Below are 19,571 nucleotides of genomic sequence, written 5' to 3' on the forward strand. Positions count from 1 at the left end.
TCAGACGTCGGTGGCCGGGGCCGTGTTTCCGGCGTCGTTTCCGGTGTCTTCGATCGGGGCGAGCCGTTGCAGCTTGCGGGCTTCGTTCACCATGGCGAGCAGCGCGTCCAGGCTCTCCATGGACAGCCCGTCGGCGCGCAGCGCGAGGTTGCGCACCCGGGCGTCGCGCAGCGCGGTGGCCAGTTTCAGCTGGGAGTTGACGCGGGCGGCCACTTCCTCGTTCAGGAAGTACTCGGGTGGTACGCCGAAGAACTCGGCCAGCACATCGAGCTGTTCGAGCGTGACGTTGCGCTTCTTGCCGGTGGCCAGTTCCCACAGATACGTACCGGATATGGCGCCGCCGGTGGTCCGCCGTATCTCGGCGGCGAGCCGGGCGTATCCGGGGCGCTTGCGTTCGTCGGGGTAGAGGGCGGCGATCAGTTCGTTGAGCCGCTGGTCGAACTTGCGCAGTAGCGGGCGTACGGCCTTGTCCGGTGTGCCGCCGGATCTCGCCGGTGGCTCGTCGTGGGTCATGGGGGCCGTCCTCACCGCAGGCCCAGTACCGGTCCCGCCATCCGCTGTGGTGGGTCAATCCTACCCGTGGGCAGGGAAGTTCATCAGCCCACGTTGACAGGCCGTCCCATCATCAGCGTATGCTCCATGACGACGGCATCCGCTATAGCGGATGCCGTCGTCATGGAGGGAGTACGGCTCGCGTGAATTCCGATCGGATACGACCCGAGTTAGACGGCGCCATCCCTGACAGCCATCGGCGGACCAGAACGGTCGCGGTGGTCGGCGCCGGAGCCAGCGGCATCCTCACCGCAGTCCAGCTCATCGAGCAGGCTCTGGCCCAGGATCTGAGGGATGGCTTACGCATCCAACTCTTCGACAAGAGCGGCAGGTTCACCAGTGGCCCCGCGTACGGCACCCCGTACGACTGCCACATCCTCAACATGCGCGCCGCTACGATGAGCGTCATCGACGGCCGCCCCGACGACTTCTGCGACTGGCTGGCCGCCCGGGACGAGGGCGGCGGCCGGCGAACCCAGCGGGACGCCTACGTCCCGCGCCGCTTGTACGGGCGGTACCTCACGGAGCGGCTGGCCCACGCCGCGGACCGGGCCGAACGGCACGGGGTGGCCGTGGAGTTCCTGCCGTTGGAGGTCACCGACTGCCTGCCGGGCGACGGCAAGGCACTGCTGCAGTGCGGAGACCGCGCCCTCGCCTGTGACGCGGCGGTGCTGTGCTCCGGTGACATCCCCGGAAACCGCTTCCCCCAACTGACCGGGCACCTCGGCTACTTACCTTCGGCGTGGCACTACGACGCCTTCGAGCGAATACCGGAGCACGCCCCTGTCGTCGTGCTGGGGTCCAGCCTGACGGCGGTGGACGCCGTTCTGCTGCTGGACGCCCTGGGCCATCGGGGCCGGGTGCACTGCGTCTCCCGGGTCCGCTCCCTGCCGAAGGTGCAGGGCGGCCCTACCACCCCGGCGCCGTCGCGCTTCGTCACCCGGGAAGCCATCGACCGGATGGCCAAGGGCGGCGCCCGCCCGCTGGCCCTGGCCGAGGTGTTCGACCTCTACCGGCGCGAGATCGAACACGCCACGGGAACCCCGCTGAACGTTCCGGGACTGCTGGCCGCTCCCCAACTCCCGCTGGCCGACGCGCTCTCGGCGGACATCGCGCAGGCCGCCGAGGGGCGCAACCGCTGGTATCCGGCGCTCGACGCCACCGGCCACCTGGCGCCCTACCTGTGGCACCGGCTCGATACCACCGCCAAGGACACCTTCCTCGCCCGGTACGCATCGCTGTGGGCGATGTACCGGCACAGCATGCCGCTGCCCAACGCCCGCAGAATCCACCGGCTGGCCGCGGACGGACGGCTCCAGGTGCACACCGGCTTCCGTTCCGTCTCCCCGCCGGATGGTGGGCGCGGCGGCTTCCGCGTCAGCTGCGGCACGGACGAACGCCACGGCGAACTGTCCGCCGAGTACGTCATCAACGCCACCGGAGCGTCGCCCGACATCACACAGCTGGACGATCCGCTGCTGCGCAACCTGGTGCGCGCCGGGCATCTGCGACCGCACCGGCACGGCGGTGTCGACGTGCAGTTCGGCACCGGCCGGGCGATCGCCGCCGACGGCGTGGCGCGGGCGCCACTGTACTTCGTCGGTCCGCTCACCCGGGGAGTGCACTTCTACACCAACTCGATAGAGACCCTGCTGGCGAACGCGTCGGCCACCGCGGCCTCACTGCTGCGCGACCTGTGATCACACGTACCAGAGAAAGGTCCCGGACGGATGGCGCTGGAGACAGCCTTCTTCGTGGGAAGCGACATCACCTCCCACATGGTCGTCAACGCGGCCGTGCGCTCGCTCTCCCGGGAGGCGGACGTGCGGATCCACCTCTTCTACACCTACCAGAAGGCCAACAGCGAAGCCCCACCGGACCGCCGCAGACTGTTCTTCGTCGAGCACGAACTGTCCAATTCGGTGCTCTATCCTCTCCTCGACGCCGCGGACGGCACCGGGGGCGAATACCTTTCACCCGAGGGGCTGGCCCGGCGTTATCCGGACGTGGTACGGGTGGACCGGCTGGGGAGCGTCAACTCCGCTGAGACCGTTGCCGAGTTGCGTCGACGGGGGATCACCGTGGGGTTCTCGGTGCGCTGCTACCAGAAGTTCGGCGAGGGGATCATCGGACACTTCGCGACGGCCTCGGACACCTCGTGCCTGCTGAATCTTCATCCGGGTGTGCTGCCGGGTTATCGAGGGGTCCTCACCTACGCCAGGGCGATGGCGAACAACGAGGAGTACTCCGGATTCACCCTGCACCACATCAACACCGCGTGGGACGCGGGTGACATCGTCTCCGGCGCGGTACAACCGCTGTTGTACGACCGTTCGGTACTGGAGAACATGCTGGGTCACCACCGGCTCGGCGCGGCCCTCGTACATGAGGCGGTCAGCCAGGTGAAATCCGGTATGCCCGTGCCCTCCGTACCGCAGAACGAGAACGCGGCCCGCTACTACACGCATCTGACGCCGGAGGAACTGCGGCAGACCCGGCAGAAAGGCATAGAGCTGTACCGCGCGGACGCCGTCGTCGACATTCTGAGCCGGTCCTTCGGCGGCTCCGAGGGGGTGCACGCCGATGACATCCGCAAAGTTCTCACCGCCGCCGCGACCGACGCGGACCGCCTAGCGGTCTGATTCCCCGAACCCCTTTCCGTACAAGGCATCGCCCCGGCGGCAACTCGCCGGGGAAAGGCCCGTCCAGCAGTCGACAAGTACCGGGAGCTTCATGAAAGGCAGCGGTCTCGGCCGTGCCCTGACGGTCACCCTCGCGCTCGCCTGCGCGATCACCTCCTCGAACATCTACATAAACCAGCCGGTGCTCACCGAGATGGCGAGATCGCTGGGGGTGTCCGACGGAGCCATGGGCGCGGTGCCCACCGCCACCCAGTTCGGCTACGCGCTGGGCATCCTGCTGCTGGTGCCGCTCGGCGACACCCGGGACCGCAGGAAGCTCATCCTTGGCCTTTCGGCGGCGGCCACCGTCGCGCTCGCCGCCACCGCGCTCGCGCCCAACCTGGCCGTACTGACCGTCTGCAGCCTGCTGCTGGGCGTGCTCACCCCGGTGCCGCAGATCGTGATCCCGCTGGCCGTCGCCCTCGCCCCGGGCGAGGGCAGGGGGCGGATCGTCGGCATCCTCCAGGGCGGACTGCTGGTCGGACTGCTGGCCTCCCGGGCCTATGCGGGGGCGCTGGCCGATCTGGTCGGATGGCGCTGGGTCTACGGGTGCTCGGTGGGGTTGATGATCGCCCTGGAGGTGATCCTCTTCCTGACGCTGCCCAGGGGGGTGACGGGCGGCGCCCCGCTCGGCTACCGCGAGTTGCTGCGGTCGCTGCCACACACGTTCGCCCAGTCGACGCTGGTGCGCCGGGTGTGCGTGTCGGGGGCGCTGGTGGGCGTGTCCTTCGGTGCGTTCTGGACGACGCTGGCCTTCGTCCTGCAGGACTCCTACGGTTACGGTCCCGGGATCGCCGGGCTGTTCGGGCTGGTCGCGGCGGCCAGCGCGCTGGCCTCGCCACGAGCCGGAAGGATGGCGGACCGGGTCGGTGGCAGGCGCACCCAGACGATTCTGCTGGCGGTTTCGCTGCTCGGCTGGGTCGCCCTGCTGGGTGGCAAGAACTGGCTGGCCCTACTGGTACTTGGCGTTATTCTCCTCGACGTAGGGGTCTGGGGAAACCAGGTCGTGAACCAGGCCATGCTCTTCACGCTGGCGGACGAGAAACACAGCCGCCTGAACACTCTGTACTTCACCTTCCGGTTCCTGGGAATCGCCAGCGGTTCACTGCTGGGTTCCCAACTGTGGGACGCGGGCGGATGGTACGCCGTCGGCACCGCGGGGGTCGCCGCGCTGCTGCTGGCCGCACCAATCCTGTTCACCACCCGCGACAACCGTCCCGTACCGGAGGCGTCACGCGGGGCCGCACGGAAGACGGCGGCCCGTAACTAGCCACTCCGAGCCTCATTCCACAGCAGACGGGAGTGCACCATGTTATCGATCAGCAAGGAGTTCCACTTCTCCGCGAGCCACCGGCTGGACCATCTCGCCCCGGACCATCCGTGCGGACGGATGCACGGTCACAACTACATCGTGGTCCTCGAACTCTCCGCGAGGCCCGAGGAGCTCACCCGTCCCGGCTTCGTCAGGGACTACGGCGAACTCGGTTCGTTCAAGAAGTGGGTCGACGAGGTGCTGGACCACCGGCATCTCAACGAGGTGATGGACGGGCGCAATCCGTCGGCGGAGAACATCGCCATGTGGATCCACGAGAAATGGTCGACGGAGTTCCCGGAACTCACCGCGGTCCGGGTCTCGGAGACCCCCAAGACCTGGGCGGAATTCCGGGCGCCTGCCGTTGCCCGATGACACTGCCGTCGAGCGAGATCACTGAAGGGGGTGGTGCGTTATGGCGGGACCGGAGCAACTCGTGGTGAACGAGATCTTCGGCCCTACCTAGGGCCGTTCAGGGCGAAGGGCCGTCCACCGGAAGGTCGTGCTGCTTCCTGCGGCTGGGCGGCTGCAATCTGACCTGTCGCTGGTGCGACACGCCCTACACCTGGGACTGGAAGGGGACGTCGGACACCGGCGTCGCCTACCGCCCGGCCGATGAGCTGCACACCCTGGCCACCGACACGGTCACCGCGCGACTGCTCGCGTTCGGTACCGGCATGGTGGTGGTCTCCGGCGGCGAGCCGCTCAGCCAGCAGGTGCGGCTGCTGCCGGTGGTGAGGGAGTTGCGGCGGCGCGGCATCGACGTGGAGGTCGAGACCAACGGCACCCTGGCTCCGAGCCGCGATCTGGTCGCGGCGGGAGTGCGGTTCAACGTGTCGCCGAAGCTCGGGCACTCGGGGGTGAGCGAACGCCGCCGGGTCGTGCCCGACGCGCTGCGCTCGCTGGCCCAAGTTCCGGGCACGGCCTTCAAGTTCGTCTGCGGTGAGGTGTCCGACCTGGACGAGGTCGACGCGCTCGTCGAACGGTTCGCACTGCGCAACATCTGGATCATGCCACGCGGACAGCACCCCGAGGAGATCAACGAGGGGTTGCGCAAACTGACCGACGCCGTCGTCGCGCGGAAGTGGAACATCTCGGGAAGGCTGCACGTGACTCTATGGGGAAGCAAGCGGGGGGTTTGATGAGCAACGGAATCGAAGACCTGCTGGAGGAAGAGGCCTTCAACGCGGACCCGGCCGACCCGGCGCACGGCGATCCGTTGGAGGCGCTGGCCCGTGCGCTGCTGGTGGAGATCGGAGAGGACCCCGAGCGCGAGGGGTTACGCGAGACTCCCGCCCGATACGCCCGCTGGTGGCGGGAGTTCACCCAGTACGCGCCGGGAACGGTGGACACGCTGTTCGAGTCCAGCGTCAGCGGTGAACTGGTGGCGGTGTCCGGAATACAGGTCTGGTCACTGTGCGAGCACCATCTGCTGCCGTTCTCCTGCCGGATGACGATCGGATACCTACCGCGCGAAAGGGTGCTGGGGCTCAGCAAGTTCGCCCGGATCGCGCATCTGCACGCCCACCGGCTGCAGTCGCAGGAGCGACTGACCCAGGACATCGCCGACGACATCGAGAAGCTGGCCGGCTCACCCGATGTGGCCGTGGTCGGCCGCGGCGAGCATCTGTGCATGGCGATGCGCGGCATCCGTACCCCCGCCACGATGACCACCGCGACGTGGCGCGGCGCGCTGCGCGATCCCGCGCTGCGCACGGAGTTGATCACCCTGACCGGGGATCCGCTGCACGGGCCCGCCCGATGAGCGGGCGCCACGACCGACGAGTCCACCGGACGGAGCCGAAGGAGGGGAACAGATGCGCATCACAGAACCGCTGCGAACCGGTCTGAGCTTCGACGACGTACTGCTCGTACCGCAGCGCACCACGCTGCGCAGTCGGCGGCAAGCCGACACGTCCAGCGAGCTGCTGCCCGGAGTGACACTGCGGGTACCGGTCATCTCCGCCAACACCCAGTGGTGCACCGGCGATCGGATGGCCATCGCCATGGCGCTCGCCGGTGGCCTCGGCTTCCTGCACCGGATGCAGACGGTGGACCAGCAGGTGGCACAGCTTGACGCGGTCAAGGCGGCACGGCCGGCCACCGGGGAGGAGAAGGAACAGGCCACTGTGGACACCGACGGGCGGCTCCTGGTGGGCGCCGCGGTCGGGGTCACCGGCGACTGGCGGGAGCGCGCCGCGCGGTTGGTGGACCACGGCGTGGATCTGCTGCTGGTGGATGTGGCGCACGGGCACAGCGACCAGGTGATGGAGGCGGTGGCCGAACTGCGCGCCGCCTACCGGGTGCCGTTGGTGGCGGGGAACGTCGCCACCGCTCAGGGGGTGCGCGATCTGGCCCGCGCCGGTGCCGATGTGGTGAAGGTCGGCATCGGCCCCGGCGGGGTGTGCACCACGCGGTTGGTCGCCGGTACCGGGGTGCCGCAGCTGACCGCGGTGCTGGACTGCGCGGCGGAGGCGGCCCGGCAGGGTGTGCGGACCATCGCCGACGGCGGCATCCGGCAGGCCGGTGACATCGCCAAGTCCCTTGCCGCGGGCGCCGACGCGGTCATGCTCGGCACCCTGCTCGCGGGCGCCGACGAGAGCGCGGCCAGCGCGGTGGAGCGCGACGGGCAGAGGTACAAGGCCAGCAACGGCTTCGTCTCCCTCGGCATGCAGCTGACGCTGCGCAGGGCGGAGGGCGGCACGGTGACCCGTGAGGAGGTGGACGACTACGTGCCGGAGGGCGTGGAGGCCACCTTCGCCGCTTCGGGTCCGCTCAGTCGCACGCTTCGGCAGCTCGTCGGCGGTGTGCAGTCCGCGATGAGCTACTCGGGAGCCCGGACCGTACCGGAGTTCCGGGACCGCGCCGAGTTCGTCCGGGTCACCGCGGCGGGTCGGGCGGAGAACGGCCCGCACGCGCAGGGCCGTACCGAGCAGATCGCCATCGACCATGTGGCGCGGGCGGTGGGCGAATGAGCCGGCCCGGCCAGACTGACGGCGCACCCGCCGCGCCAGGGGAGGGCTCCGGAATGTGGACCCGGCAGGGGCCGTACCTGCTGGACTGGGCATCGTTCGGCGCGCTGCTCGGCGAGATCGCCGAGCAGGTGCGGGCGGACGACTTCCGGCCGGACGCGGTGCTCGCGGTGGCCCGCGGCGGGCTCACCGCCGCGGGGTATCTGTGCTGCGCGCTGGACGTGCCGGTGATGCACACCATCCGGGTGCGCAGGACCCGGGGTGACGAGCGGTACGCGGCCAAGCAGCGGCCGGTCATCGACACCGACGGCCCGCTGCGCGTCGGTCCCGGTGACAGGGTGCTGGTCGTGGACGACATCGTCGGCACCGGGGCCACCGCGGAGGCGGTACGGGAGCATCTGCGGTCCGCCGGAGTGGCGGACGACGGGGTGCGGCTGGCCGCCGTGGTGCGCAACCACCAGTCGCAGTACCTGCCCGACTACTGCCCGGCGGTGATCGACGACTGGATCGTCTTCCCCTGGGAGGCCGGTTGGCAGGACACGGCCGACTGCCGCCCGTTCGCCGCCCAGGGGCCGTCATGACGGTGGGGCGACTGGTGCCGGTGGCCGGCGCGGCCGCGGTCGGACTGCCCGCGTGCTACGACGCGGTACCGCTGTACGTGTACGACCAGCCGCTCAGCAGCCGGATCGAAGTGGCCCGTACCCTCGCCGAGTTGGAGCGGGAACGCGGCAGCCGGCCGACGACGGTGTTCACCAGGATCACCGAGCGGCCGGGCACCCGGGTGCTGGGGCACCCCTATCCGCGGGCGGTGCTGCTCGCCGCGCTGGGCACCACCGAGCAGGCCCGGCTGCCGCTGATGGCGGCAAGGCTAGCCGCCGCACCGCACCCGGTAAGGCCGGGTGCGGTGCGCCGCCAGGAGGTGGACGGGCTGGACGCCTTGCCGGTGCTGCAGCACCGGCCGGGTGACGCCGGCCCGTACATCACCGCGGGGGTCGGGGTGACCACCCGTCCCGACGGCAGCGGGGCCAACCTGGGCTTCTACCGCATCCAGGTGGTCGGCTCCGACGAGGCGCGGATCTTCCTCGATCCGCGCACCGACGGCCATCGCAACCTCCAGGCGTGGCACGCCACCGGGCAGCCCATGCCGATCTCCGTCTTCCTCGGCGCGGACCCGTGCTTCACGGTGGTGGCCGCGTCGCGGCTGCCCGCCGACGGGGACGACTACCAGATCGCCTCCCGGCTGGCCGACCGGCCGCTGGGAGTGGGCGGTTCACCGCCGGTTCCGGATGACGCCACGCATGTCATCAGCGGTCTGGTGCTGGACCGGGACGAGGTGGAGGGGCCGTTCGGCGAGTTCAAGGGGTACTACGCGGAGGCGCGGCGCAGTTCGGTGCTGAGGGTCACCGGGGTCAGCGCGGTGCCGGGCGCGCCGTTCCCGTCGATCGTGGCGGGCGGCGAATCCGGGCTCACGCTGATGAGCTTCCAGAACGAGTACCTGATGTACGCGTACCTGACCGGCCACGGGTACTCGGTGCGGTCAGTACGCTATTCGCTCAGGGCCCGCGGCGAGTTCGTGGCGCTGATCGAATCGGACGAGCCGAGCCGGGAGTTGGTGCGGGAGGCAATGAAGTTCGATGTGCGGTCGAAAGTCATCATCTGCGGCCCCGATCTGTCGAACGTCGGCCAGGCACTGGCGACATACGGCTTCGACACGCTGACCGAACCGTACTACCGCAAGGGAAAAGTGGAGGGAGAGCGCGTCGGACTCGCTCTTGTCATCCCTCCGGTGGGACGGCCGGTCGAATACTGATCCGTCCCCGTCATGCCACGAGTGAGGAACTCACGCTGCCATGAACCGTTTTGACCGAGTGCTGCCCGCCGCATTGCTGGTACTGCCGGGACCGGAGGGCACGGTGACCTTCGTCCGGCAGATCAAGGGGCCGTATGCGGGGAACTGGCTGCTACCCGGTGGGGGAATCGAGCCGGGTGAGGCTGCGGAGGCGGCGGCGCGCCGGGAGGCGGCAGAGGAAACCGGATGCGTGGTGGACTCATGTTCCCTGTTCGCGGTGTACGAGTTCACGGGACGGTGGGCGCAGGGTTCCTACCATCTGCTGATGTTCGGGTTTCTCGCCGATCGGGCCTACGCACTGCCCGGCGGTTTCACCGGACACAACGTGGGCGGTATCCGCCAGGCCCGCATCGGTGAACTACCGCTGCATTCCACGGATCTGCAGATCCTCACCGATGCCGGGCTGGCAGGCTTCGACGACAAGGTGATCGCCAAGGCGCTCGCGGCGGACGGCATCACCATGGCGGCGCACCGGGTGCACGGCACCGTACGGTGCGCCGCCGACCGCGGCTGAGCGTGGCTACCGCACGGCGGCCGGGGAGAGGGAACGGCACGTTGTGTTGCGGCAGTTGATGGTCACCCGAGCCGCGCGCAGCCCCTCGCGCAGCGCGTCGACGGGGTTCTGGCCGCGCACCGCGGCGGCGATGAACGCGGAGGCGAGCGCGTCCCCGGCACCGGTGTCGTCGACGCACGGCCCCGGCTGGGCGGGCAGCCGTACCACCTCGGGCCCGGCCAGTACGGCGCCGCGCGCCCCGCGAGTGACCACCACGGTGCCGGGGCCCAAATCCGTCAGCGCGGCGGCGAGTTCCGTCGCGTCAGGGCGCGGTGCGCCCAGGATGGCGGTCGCCTCCGCCTCGTTGAGCACCAGCACGTCGAAGGCGGGCAGCAACTCCCTGCGCGCACCCAGGTCCCGCAACCGGGTGGGCAGGCAGCACACCGTGGTCCCGTGCCGCCGGGCCTGCCCGGACACCCAGCGCAGCAGCCTCGGATCGAGTCCGCCCTCCACCACCACCGCGTCGGCCCCGGCGATCCGCTCGGCCAGCGCCGGGTCGCACAGGTGCCGGGTCTCGGCGGGGTCGGGCAGCCGAATACCGGAGGACAGCAGAGCACCCCCCGGCCCAAGGAACACCTCGAACCGTCCCACACCGTTGGCGATCCGCCGCAGCAGCAATAACACCCCGAGTTCGGTGAGTTCCGCTTCCAGCGCCGCCGCGTCGGCACCGGGTCCGGTCAGTCCGCAAAAGCTGACCCGGCAGCCGAGCCGGGCCAGATTGACCGCCGCATTACGGCCCACTCCGCCGTGGTGCCGTTCCCTGCCCCACACCGTTCCGCTGCCGCCGGAACCGCTGCCGCAGCGGTACGTACCGCTGGCGAAGGACTTTCGGTCAACGGCCAGAGAACCGATGACCACAATGGCTGGGTGCGTTGTCACCATGCCGGTAAATCCCCCAGAATCCACACCGCACGCTCCAACGGACCACGCATCAGGAGGAATTGGCCACCGTGCGAAGAGAAGGCGAGAGTACGGCCATCCAGGGCGACGGCGTCCAGCACAGCGACAATGCGGAACCGCTGGACGGCTCCGGGCGAGCCTATTGGCGGAAGTTCACCCCAATCTACCTCTCCGGGGTGATGGCTGCCATAGGCATCGGAAAGATCGCGCCAATTTCCGTGGCGTTGCGATCGGATCTACGGCTTTCCCTGGGGCAGATCGGCCTGGTGGCCTCGTCGGTGACCTCCGTGGCAGCGGTTCTGGGGTTGTTGGTCAGCTTTCTGCTACGGCCGTTGAAACCGCGGCGGGTGCTGGTGTGCGGACTGCTGGGAATGGCGGTCTGCGGGGTTCTCGGAGCGCGCTCACAGGGTTTTCCGGTGCTTATCGCGGCGCGGTTGGCGGAGAGCCTGGGATATGTCGTGGTGGTCATCGCCGCGCCGGTTCTGCTGATGGGCCTCGGCGGTTCGGCGCGCCGGACGACCACGGCGCTGGCGGTCTGGGGCACCTTCATGCCGGTCGGGCTGGCACTGGGCTCGTTCGCGGGCGGAGCGCTGTCCTCGTGGTACGGCTGGCGGGCCTGGCTGACCATCGCGGCGGGCGCCACCCTCGCCGTGGCCGTGGCGGGCGCGGTGCTGCTGCGCGACGCGGGATCGGGCGTGGCCGGAGCCGGCCCGGAAGGGCGAACCGGCGGCGGGTTGCGCAGGTTGCTGCGGCCCACCGCGTTGGCGCTCGGGTTCGCGACGATCAGCGGGGCGATCGTCTCCTTCGTCGCGATGTTCCCCACCTATCTGCACGAGCGCCTCGGGTTGCCGGTGGCCCAGGCGGGGACCTTGACGGGTGCCGTGTCGTTCGTCGGCGTGGCGGGCGGGTTCGCGTCGGGTTGGCTGCTGCGCCGGGGCGCGAACATCGCCACGGTGTTCTTCGCGGGCCTGCTGATGCCGCTCGGCGCGTTCGTGGCGTTCGCCGGAGTGGGCGGTGTCGGGACCGCCGCCGTGGGGGCCGCCGTGATCGCGGTGAGCAACGAGCTGGTGGTCGCCGCGGTGTTCGCGGCCCTGCCGCTGGTGGTGGACGCCGCCTCGGACATCGGCACCGCCAACGGGCTGGTCGCACAGCTGGGCAGCGCCGGTTCGCTCGCCGGACCGCCGCTGGTCGGGCTGGCGGTCGGGGCGGCGGGAGGCTGGTGGGCGGTGGGCGCGGTGCTGCTCGTGGGCTGCGCGAGCGGCGTCGGTCTAATTCGCTACGCGGTGCGCGGCGGTTCTGGCGAGGATGGCAACCATGAGGAACAGCAAGCGAATTGAAGGCATCGCCTTTGACTGGGCGGGCACACTGACCCCCTGGCACACCATCGACGTACCCGACACCTGGCTCCAGGTGGCACGGGCCATCGACGGCGACGACGCACCGGCGATCGCGGACCGGCTGCTGTGCGCCGAGCGGGAGTTGCTGACGCGTTGCCGCGAGGAGCATGTCTCGGCCACGCTCGACCAGGTCTTCCAGGCGGCTGGAGTCGCCAGCGGCCCCGAGGTGCTCGACGCCTACCGGCTGGCGTGGGAGGAGCACACCTTTCTCGACCCGGCGGGGGTACGGGTGTTGCGGGCGCTGCGGGAGCGCGGGTTGACCATCGGCGTACTGTCCAACACGCTGTGGCCCGCGGACTGGCACCGGGAGATCTTCGAACGGGACGGTGTGCTCGAACTCATCGACGCCGCCGTGTACTCCAGCGAGGTGCCGTGGACCAAGCCGCATCCGCGGATCTTCGCGAACATGACGTCCGCGATGGGCATCACCGACCCCGCGCTGTGCGCGTTCGTCGGGGACCGTCTGTTCGAGGACATCTACGGCGCGCGGGAGGCCGGGATGCCGGCGATCTGGGTGCCGCACAGCGTCATCCCCGAGGAGGAACTCGGCTCCGGCACGGCGGAACCGGACGCGACGGTGGTTTCCCTCCAGGAGCTGCCGGAGCTGATCGACGCGTGGAACAACGCGTAGGCGTTCTGGCGGCTCCGGGACGTCGCGGGGCGCGGTGAGTTCCTGACCGCCCTGCCGCACCATTGCGGTTGCCGGCCGTTGCGGCGGAATGTGATTGCCGTCGCAGCGGCAGCGCAACCGGGCCAAAGATTCTAGCACGCCCGTGGAATGCCCGAGTACGCCCGCGACCGGCCGCGCTCGGCCGGCTGTTCACCGGGTGGGGTTTCGGAATCGCCGGTTACGCCCCCGCAAGCGGCTGGTAAAGCCGTTCGAAATGCGCATCGTTGCGCGACCCCGACGCCCGCTCAGTTTTCTCTTATGTTCTTCTCATGCTTGGCTTACCAACGTCTCATCGGAGCGCCCGGCGCTCCTTGACGTTTTTTCGAACAGATTTTATGGAGGGCTACTGACTCTTGGTCCACTGTTTGCGCCTTTGTCGCCAACTACGGCATCCCGTCGCGCGTCTGTATATGTGCAAACAAGCTCGCCCGCTCAGGGCGTGATCCAGAAGGACTCTCCTTGACACTGCAACCGCAGTACGCCACCCCGGCGCGCCGGATTCCGTCCCCACCGGACTTACTGACCAACTCCCCCGCCTCGGGGGCGCTCTGGCCAGCGGTACCGCCCGCACCGGCCCGTACGCTCATCGACGTCCTGGAGTCGTCCGCGCGGACCTATCCCACGGCTCCGGCCCTGGACGCCGGGGGCGTTGTCCTCGACTACGGCACCCTGCTGGCCGAAGTCACCGCGTTCGCCGACAAGTTGGGCGCGCAGGGCATCGGCGCGGGCGACCGGGTCGGCATACGCGTGCCCTCGGGCACCGCCGACCTGTACGTGGCCGTGCTGGGCGTGCTGTACGCGGGCGCGGCCTACGTACCGGTGGACGCCGACGACCCCGACGAGCGGGCCGAGATGATCTGGTCCGAGGCGGCGGTGTCCGCCGTCATCGGTGCCGGACTCTCCGTGCTCGCCCGCCCCGAGGCGCCGCCGTACGGCAGGCGGCGCAGACCGTCGCCGGAGGATGACGCCTGGATCATCTTCACCTCCGGCACCACCGGAAAACCCAAGGGAGTTGCCGTCACCCACCGGTCGGCGGCGGCCTTCGTGGACGCCGAGGCCCGACTGTTCCTCCAGCGGGCGCCGCTGGGACCCGGCGACCGCGTACTGGCCGGACTGTCGGTGGCGTTCGACGCCTCCTGCGAGGAGATGTGGCTGGCCTGGCGGCACGGCGCCTGCCTGGTGCCCGCCCCGCGTTCACTGGTCCGGGCGGGCACCGATCTGGGGCCGTGGCTGGTGGACCGGGCGATCACCGTGGTGTCGACGGTGCCGACCCTGGTCGCCCTGTGGCCGGTCGAATCACTGGACCGGGTGCGGTTGTTGATCGTGGGCGGCGAGGCATGCCCTGCCGAACTGGTGGACCGGCTCGGCGGCGAGCGCGAGATGTGGAACACCTACGGCCCGACCGAGACCACGGTCGTCGCCTGCGCCACCCGGATGGTGCCGGGCGAGCCGGTGCGCATCGGCAAGCCGCTGGACGGCTGGGAGGTCGCCGTGGTGGACGCCGAGGGCCGACCGGTGTCCTGGGGCGAGCCCGGTGAGTTGGTGATCGCCGGCGTCGGCACCGCCCGCTACCTCGACGCGGCCAAGGACGCCGAGAAGTTCAGCGCCCACCCCGCGCTGCCCGGCCGCCGCGTCTACCGAAGCGGTGACCTGGTGCGGGCGGAGCCGGAAGGACTGGTGTTCGTCGGACGCGCCGACGAACAGGTCAAGCTCGCCGGACGCCGGGTCGAACTCGGCGAGATCGACGCCGCGTTGCAGTCGCTGCCGGGGGTAAGGGCCGCCGCCGCGGCGGTGCGGAGCACCTCGGGCGGCGGCCAGGTGCTGGTGGGCTATCTGGTGCCGGCCGGGGACGGTCTTGACACCACGGCCGCCCGGCGTCAACTCCTCGACCAGCTACCGCAGTCACTCGTTCCGGTGCTCGCCGTGGTGGACGATCTGCCCACCCGTACCTCGGGCAAGGTGGACCGCAACGCGCTGCCCTGGCCGCTGCCGAACGCGCAGCCGCGGGCGGACGAGGAACTCGACGGCACCGCGGGCTGGCTGGCGGCGCGCTGGCAGGACCTGCTGGGCCTGCCGGTCACGGCGGAGTCGGACTTCTTCGCGCTCGGCGGCACCAGCCTGGCCGCCGCGAAGCTGGTCTCCACGCTCCGCGAGCGGTACCCGGACGTGTCGGTGGCGGACGTCTACCACTGCTCCGGGCTGCTGGCGCTGGCCGAGCGGCTGGACTCGTTCGGCGAGTCGTCCGGGGCCCAGCGCGAGGTGCGGCCGACGCCGAAGCGCGCCGGGGTGGTGCAGTGCCTGGTGCTGGCCGTGCTGTACACCATCACCGGAATGCGCTGGCTGCTGGCGTTGGCCACGCTGGACAACCTGGTGGGGCCGCTGCCGTGGGCGCCGCACACCTCGTGGTGGGTGGTGCTCGGCGGCTGGCTGGTGTTGTACAGCGCGCCCGCCCGGCTGGCGATCGGCGCCGGGATGGCCCGGCTGCTCACCCGTGGTCTGGAGCCCGGCGCGCATCCGCGCGGCGGCGCCGTGCACCTGCGGCTGTGGGCGGCCGAGCGCGTGGTGGCCACGTTCGGTGTGCCGGGGCTGATCGGTACGCCGTGGGCCGCACGGTACGCACGTGCGCTGGGCTGCACGGTCGGCCGTGATGTGTATCTGCACACCATGCCGCCGGTGACCGGCATGGCCGAACTCGGCGACGGCTGCGCCGTGGAGCCCGAGGTCGACCTGGCCGGTTGGTGGCTGGACGGCGATGTGCTGCACCTCGGCGGGGTGAAGGTCGGCGCGGGCGCCCGGGTGGCGGTCCGCTCGACGCTGCTGCCCGGGGCGTCGGTCGGCGAGGGCGCGGAGATCGCACCCGGTTCGCTGGTGAACGGTGTGGTGCCGGCGCGGCAGCGCTGGGTCGGCAGCCCGGCCAGGCCCGCGCGGGACGCGGATCCGGTGGGCGCCGAGTGGCCCGAGCCGCGCGGTGGGCACTCCAAGCGGTGGTACCCGGCTTACGCCGCGGCGTTGTTGGGCTTCAACGTGCTGCCGTTGGTGTCCACGATTCCCGCGCTCGCGGTGCTGTACTGGATCGCCGGGCGCGATGCGTCGCTGGGCACCCTGCTGGGCCATCTGCTGTGGACCGCACCGGTGTTGACCGCGATGACGATGACCTTCTACGCGGGGCTGATAGTCGTGCTGGTCCGGCTGGCGAGCCGGGCGCTGAAGCCCGGCTTCCATCCGGCGCACGGCAAGGCTGCCTGGTGCGCCTGGATCACCTCGGGGCTGATGGACCAGGCGCGCGGCTCCCTCTTCCCGCTCTACGCCAGCTTGTTCACTCCGGTGTGGATGCGGCTGCTGGGCGCCCGGGTGGGCCGCCGGGCCGAGCTGTCCACGGTGCTGGCGCTGCCGGGGCTGATGACGGTCGAGGACGGCGCGTTCCTGGCGGACGACACGCTGGTGGCGCCGTACGAAGTGCGCGGTGGCTGGCTGCGGTTGGGGCCGTCCAGCGTGGGCCGGCGCTCGTTCGTCGGCAACTCGGGCATCGTGGGTCCGGGTCGGTCACTGCCCGACGAGTCGCTGGTCGGGGTGCTCTCCGACGCGCCCGCACACGCCGAGCCCGGCTCGTCCTGGCTGGGCAGGCCCGGGTTCACCGTCGCCCGCAACGCGGACGGCGCCGATCCCAGCCGCACCTTCGCGCCGCCCACGCGGCTGGTGGTGGCCCGGGCGGCGGTGGAACTGTGCCGGTTCATCCCGCTGTTGTGCACCGCGGTGCTGGGCGACGTGTCGTTCGTCGCGTTGCAGGAGTTGGTCAACCTCGACGGCTGGGCGGCGGCACTGGCGCTGGCCGGGATGCTGCTGCTGGCGGCGGGCGCGGTGGCGTGTGTGACCACCACGGCGGCCAAGTGGCTGCTGGTGGGCCGGTTCCGGCAGGGTGAGCACCCGCTGTGGTCCTCGTTCGTGTGGCGCAACGAGCTGTACGACGTGTTCGTCGAGGAGTTGGCGATGCCGTGGCTGGCCGGTTCGCTGGTCGGCACGCCGCTGCTGAACATGTGGCTGCGTTCGCTGGGCGCGCGGATCGGGCGCGGAGTGTGGTGCGAGAGCCACTGGCTGCCGGAGACGGACCTGGTGCGGCTGGGTGACGGGGCGAGCGTGAACCGCGGCTGTGTGCTGCAGACGCACCTGTTCCACGACCGGCTGATGCGTGTCGACGGCGTGCGGCTCGGTCGAGGCGCGACACTGGGTCCGCACTCCATCGTGCTGCCCGGTTCCGCGGTCGGCGACGGTACCGTGATCGGCCCGTCGTCCCTGGTGATGCGCGGCGAGCAGGTGCCCTCGGGCACCCGCTGGCTGGGCAACCCGGTGTCCTCGTGGACGTCGGACGCCGAGCCGGTCGCCTCGGCGTGAACCGCCTCGTTCCGGGGCCCGCCGTGTCCACGTGACGGCGGGCCCCGGAACCCCCCGGATTCCCAAGGAGATTGAACCGTGTGTCCGTGGACTCGCCGGGCGTTCGTGGCCGGTGCGCTCTCGCTTCCCGTGTCGTGCGCCGCGGCGGACGCCTACGAGGGGCCGGATGACGCGCGTGCGGCGGCCCCGGGCCGCTACTTCCCCAACCACGGCGACCCGGGCTTCCATGTCGCCGAGTACGACCTGCGGTTGACCTACCGCCCGGCGACCCGCACGTTGGACGGCGTCGCACGGGTGACCGCGACCGCGGACGCGGCGGGCGAGGGTTTCGGCCTCGACCTGTCGTCCACGCTCACCGTGTCCGCGGTGAGCGTGGACGGGGCCACCGCCCAGTTCCGGCACCGCCGCGGCAAGTTGCGCGTCACTCCGGTCAGCGCGCTGTCCGCGGGGCGGCGCTTCGTCTGCGAGGTGCGCTACTCGGGCAGGCCCAAGCCGCTGCGCACCCCGTTCGGTGAGATCGGCTGGGACTACACCACCGGCTCGCCCACCGGTGTGCTGGTGGCCAGCCAGCCGCTGGGCGCGCCCTCGTGGTTCCCGTGCAACGACCAGCCGGGCGACAAGGCCGCGTACCGCATCGCGGTGACGGTGCCCGAGGGCTACCAGGTCGTCGCCAACGGGGTGTTGACCGACCGTACGGCGGTGCCGGGGGCCGGGACGACCTGGACGTACCAGCACGCCGGGCCGATGGCCAGCTACCTGGCCACGCTCAACATCGGCCGCTTCGTCTTCACCACGCAGGAGGGCGGCCCGGTACCGATCCGCAACGCGTACCCCATGCGGCTGGCCGCCGCCTTCGACCATGACTTCGGGCGGCAGCCGCAGATGATGCGGCTGTTCCAGGAGCTGTTCGGGCCGTATCCGTTCGAGGTGTACGGGTCGGTGGTGGTCGACGCCGAACTCGACGAGCCGGTGGAGAACCAGACGTTCTCGCTGTTCGGCGTGAACCACGTGGACGGCAGGCGCGGCAGTGAACACCTGGTCGCGCACGAGCTGGCCCACCACTGGTTCGGCAACAGCGTCAGCCTCGCCGAGTGGCGGCACATCTGGCTCAACGAGGGATTCGCCACGTACTGCGAGTGGTTGTGGTCCGAGCACTCGGGGGGCGCCAGCGCCGACCGGCTCGCGGCGCGCAACTGGGCCGACCTCGCCGACGACGGCCAGCGGCTGCGGATCGGCGACCCGGGGCCCGACCGGATCTTCGACGACCGGGTGTACTCCCGCGGCGCCTGTACCCTGCACGCGCTGCGCACCACGATCGGCGACGAGGCGTTCTTCGCCACACTGCGGGCCTGGGCGGCCGAGTACCGCCACGGCAACGCCGCGACCGGCGAGTTCATCGCCCTGGCGGAGCGGCACGGTCACCGGAAGCTGGACGACCTGTTCCGGCCATGGCTGTACGAGAAGCGGCTGCCGCCCCTGCCGCAGCGCGTCTGACCAGGTCAGGTTCTATGACGTCAAGGGCTCGTCAAGGAGTGCGCGGCGGCCGTACGGAGCTCGTCAAGGCGGTCATTGCCGCAGTTGCGCCGGACGTCCACTGGAGGGGCGGATCGCCCGGGGCAGCAGGGACCCCTGGGACGGAGCGGGAAAAGGGAAGCGAACGGTCATGGCCGAGGGCATGCGGGTCATCGTCGGGGTGAGTGGAACGCTGAGCAGTCTGGCGGCGCTGCACCGCGCGGTGGACGAGGCGCGCCGCAGGGACGCCCTCCTGGTGCCGGTGCTCGCCTGGGCCCCGGTGGGCGGTGAGGTCGCGTACCGCCGCAGCCCCTGCCCGCCGCTGCTGAGGGAGTGGGAGAACGCGGCGTGCAAGCGGCTGGACACCGCCTTCGCGCAGGCCTTCGGTGGCTACCCGGAGGGGATGCGGATCCACGGCCGGGTGGTGCGCGGCGACGCCGGTCAGGCACTGGTGCACTTCGCCGACCGGCCGGATGACCTGCTGGTGGTGGGGACCGGTAGGCGCGGTCGGCTGCGCCGGCTGTTCCACGGTGCGGTGAGCCGCTACTGCCTGGCGCACGCCAAGTGCACCGTGCTGGCCGTGCCGCCGTCGGAACTGCTCGACACCCTGGAGCGGGCGCTGCGCGTCGGCGACCCGATGACCATGCTGGCCCGCGCCGGGCAGGCCACCCCCGCGCGTTGACCCCCGAGTGGCGGCCGACGCGGGGCTCGGCAAGGGTGGAGCCGAGGGGATGGACATCGTCCGCCGTGCCGAACGGCGGACCGCCGAGACGTGGAGGCGAGG

At 70.7% G+C, this 19,571-nt stretch carries 17 protein-coding genes; 15 read left to right on the plus strand and 2 right to left on the minus strand.

The window, feature by feature from the left end; genetic code table 11:
- Entirely contained in the window at positions 1-513 is a 513-nt protein-coding gene (locus P3G67_RS20970; RefSeq protein ID WP_276094827.1) for a hypothetical protein, read from the minus strand.
- A gap of 182 nt (positions 514-695) precedes the next feature.
- Between P3G67_RS20970 and P3G67_RS20975 the strand changes: the two genes are divergently transcribed.
- The 10 genes from P3G67_RS20975 to P3G67_RS21020 all read left to right on the plus strand — a co-directional run bounded on the left by P3G67_RS20975 (position 696) and on the right by P3G67_RS21020 (position 9,880).
- Positions 696-2,252, plus strand: coding sequence for an FAD/NAD(P)-binding protein (locus tag P3G67_RS20975; protein ID WP_276094828.1), 1,557 nt, complete (start codon positions 696-698; stop codon positions 2,250-2,252).
- A gap of 30 nt (positions 2,253-2,282) precedes the next feature.
- A complete protein-coding gene (locus tag P3G67_RS20980) occupies positions 2,283-3,194 on the plus strand; it encodes a formyltransferase family protein (RefSeq protein WP_276094829.1) in 912 nt (303 codons plus the stop codon).
- A gap of 91 nt (positions 3,195-3,285) precedes the next feature.
- On the plus strand, positions 3,286-4,503 hold the full coding sequence (locus tag P3G67_RS20985; RefSeq protein ID WP_276094830.1) for an MFS transporter: 1,218 nt from the start codon (positions 3,286-3,288) through the stop codon (positions 4,501-4,503).
- A gap of 39 nt (positions 4,504-4,542) precedes the next feature.
- Complete coding sequence (locus P3G67_RS20990) at positions 4,543-4,920, plus strand: 6-pyruvoyl trahydropterin synthase family protein (RefSeq protein ID WP_276094831.1); 378 nt, start codon at positions 4,543-4,545, stop codon at positions 4,918-4,920.
- Positions 4,921-5,063: 143 nt separating this feature from the next.
- On the plus strand, positions 5,064-5,687 hold the full coding sequence (locus P3G67_RS20995; RefSeq protein ID WP_276094885.1) for a 7-carboxy-7-deazaguanine synthase QueE: 624 nt from the start codon (positions 5,064-5,066) through the stop codon (positions 5,685-5,687).
- On the plus strand, positions 5,687-6,310 hold the full coding sequence (folE, locus tag P3G67_RS21000; protein ID WP_276094832.1) for a GTP cyclohydrolase I: 624 nt from the start codon (positions 5,687-5,689) through the stop codon (positions 6,308-6,310). The genes P3G67_RS20995 and folE overlap by 1 nt, the downstream gene beginning before the upstream one ends.
- A gap of 52 nt (positions 6,311-6,362) precedes the next feature.
- Complete coding sequence (gene guaB, locus P3G67_RS21005) at positions 6,363-7,520, plus strand: IMP dehydrogenase (protein ID WP_276094833.1); 1,158 nt, start codon at positions 6,363-6,365, stop codon at positions 7,518-7,520.
- Between the two features lie 53 nt (positions 7,521-7,573).
- Positions 7,574-8,098 (plus strand): phosphoribosyltransferase, encoded by a 525-nt coding sequence (locus tag P3G67_RS21010; protein WP_276094834.1) that lies wholly within the window; start codon positions 7,574-7,576, stop codon positions 8,096-8,098.
- Positions 8,095-9,327, plus strand: coding sequence for a UbiD family decarboxylase (locus tag P3G67_RS21015; RefSeq protein ID WP_276094835.1), 1,233 nt, complete (start codon positions 8,095-8,097; stop codon positions 9,325-9,327). The genes P3G67_RS21010 and P3G67_RS21015 overlap by 4 nt, the downstream gene beginning before the upstream one ends.
- A gap of 40 nt (positions 9,328-9,367) precedes the next feature.
- Positions 9,368-9,880, plus strand: coding sequence for an NUDIX domain-containing protein (locus P3G67_RS21020; protein ID WP_276094836.1), 513 nt, complete (start codon positions 9,368-9,370; stop codon positions 9,878-9,880).
- Positions 9,881-9,886: 6 nt separating this feature from the next.
- On the opposite strand, the gene P3G67_RS21025 is transcribed toward P3G67_RS21020, so the two are convergent.
- Positions 9,887-10,801 carry a carbohydrate kinase family protein gene (locus P3G67_RS21025; RefSeq protein WP_276094837.1) on the minus strand — a complete coding sequence of 305 codons (915 nt, stop codon included), beginning with the start codon at positions 10,799-10,801 and terminating at the stop codon, positions 9,887-9,889.
- Positions 10,802-10,869: 68 nt separating this feature from the next.
- On the opposite strand from P3G67_RS21025, the gene P3G67_RS21030 reads away from it, so the two are divergent.
- The 5 genes from P3G67_RS21030 to P3G67_RS21050 all read left to right on the plus strand — a co-directional run bounded on the left by P3G67_RS21030 (position 10,870) and on the right by P3G67_RS21050 (position 19,469).
- Positions 10,870-12,156 (plus strand): MFS transporter, encoded by a 1,287-nt coding sequence (locus P3G67_RS21030; RefSeq protein WP_276094838.1) that lies wholly within the window; start codon positions 10,870-10,872, stop codon positions 12,154-12,156.
- Positions 12,134-12,847 carry an HAD family hydrolase gene (locus P3G67_RS21035; RefSeq protein ID WP_276094839.1) on the plus strand — a complete coding sequence of 238 codons (714 nt, stop codon included), beginning with the start codon at positions 12,134-12,136 and terminating at the stop codon, positions 12,845-12,847. The genes P3G67_RS21030 and P3G67_RS21035 overlap by 23 nt, the downstream gene beginning before the upstream one ends.
- A 498-nt stretch (positions 12,848-13,345) precedes the next feature.
- The gene (locus P3G67_RS21040) at positions 13,346-17,275 is read left to right on the plus strand and encodes a Pls/PosA family non-ribosomal peptide synthetase (protein ID WP_391858308.1); all 3,930 of its coding nucleotides are present in this window, start codon (positions 13,346-13,348) and stop codon (positions 17,273-17,275) included.
- A gap of 78 nt (positions 17,276-17,353) precedes the next feature.
- Positions 17,354-18,769 carry a M1 family metallopeptidase gene (locus P3G67_RS21045; RefSeq protein ID WP_276094840.1) on the plus strand — a complete coding sequence of 472 codons (1,416 nt, stop codon included), beginning with the start codon at positions 17,354-17,356 and terminating at the stop codon, positions 18,767-18,769.
- Positions 18,770-18,938: 169 nt separating this feature from the next.
- Positions 18,939-19,469 carry a universal stress protein gene (locus P3G67_RS21050; RefSeq protein WP_276094841.1) on the plus strand — a complete coding sequence of 177 codons (531 nt, stop codon included), beginning with the start codon at positions 18,939-18,941 and terminating at the stop codon, positions 19,467-19,469.
- Positions 19,470-19,571: the final 102 nt, after the last annotated feature.

The organism is Streptomyces silvisoli (assembly GCF_029269905.1).
In the GTDB taxonomy this organism is placed as follows: Bacteria; Actinomycetota; Actinomycetes; order Streptomycetales; family Streptomycetaceae; genus Streptantibioticus_A; species Streptantibioticus_A silvisoli_A.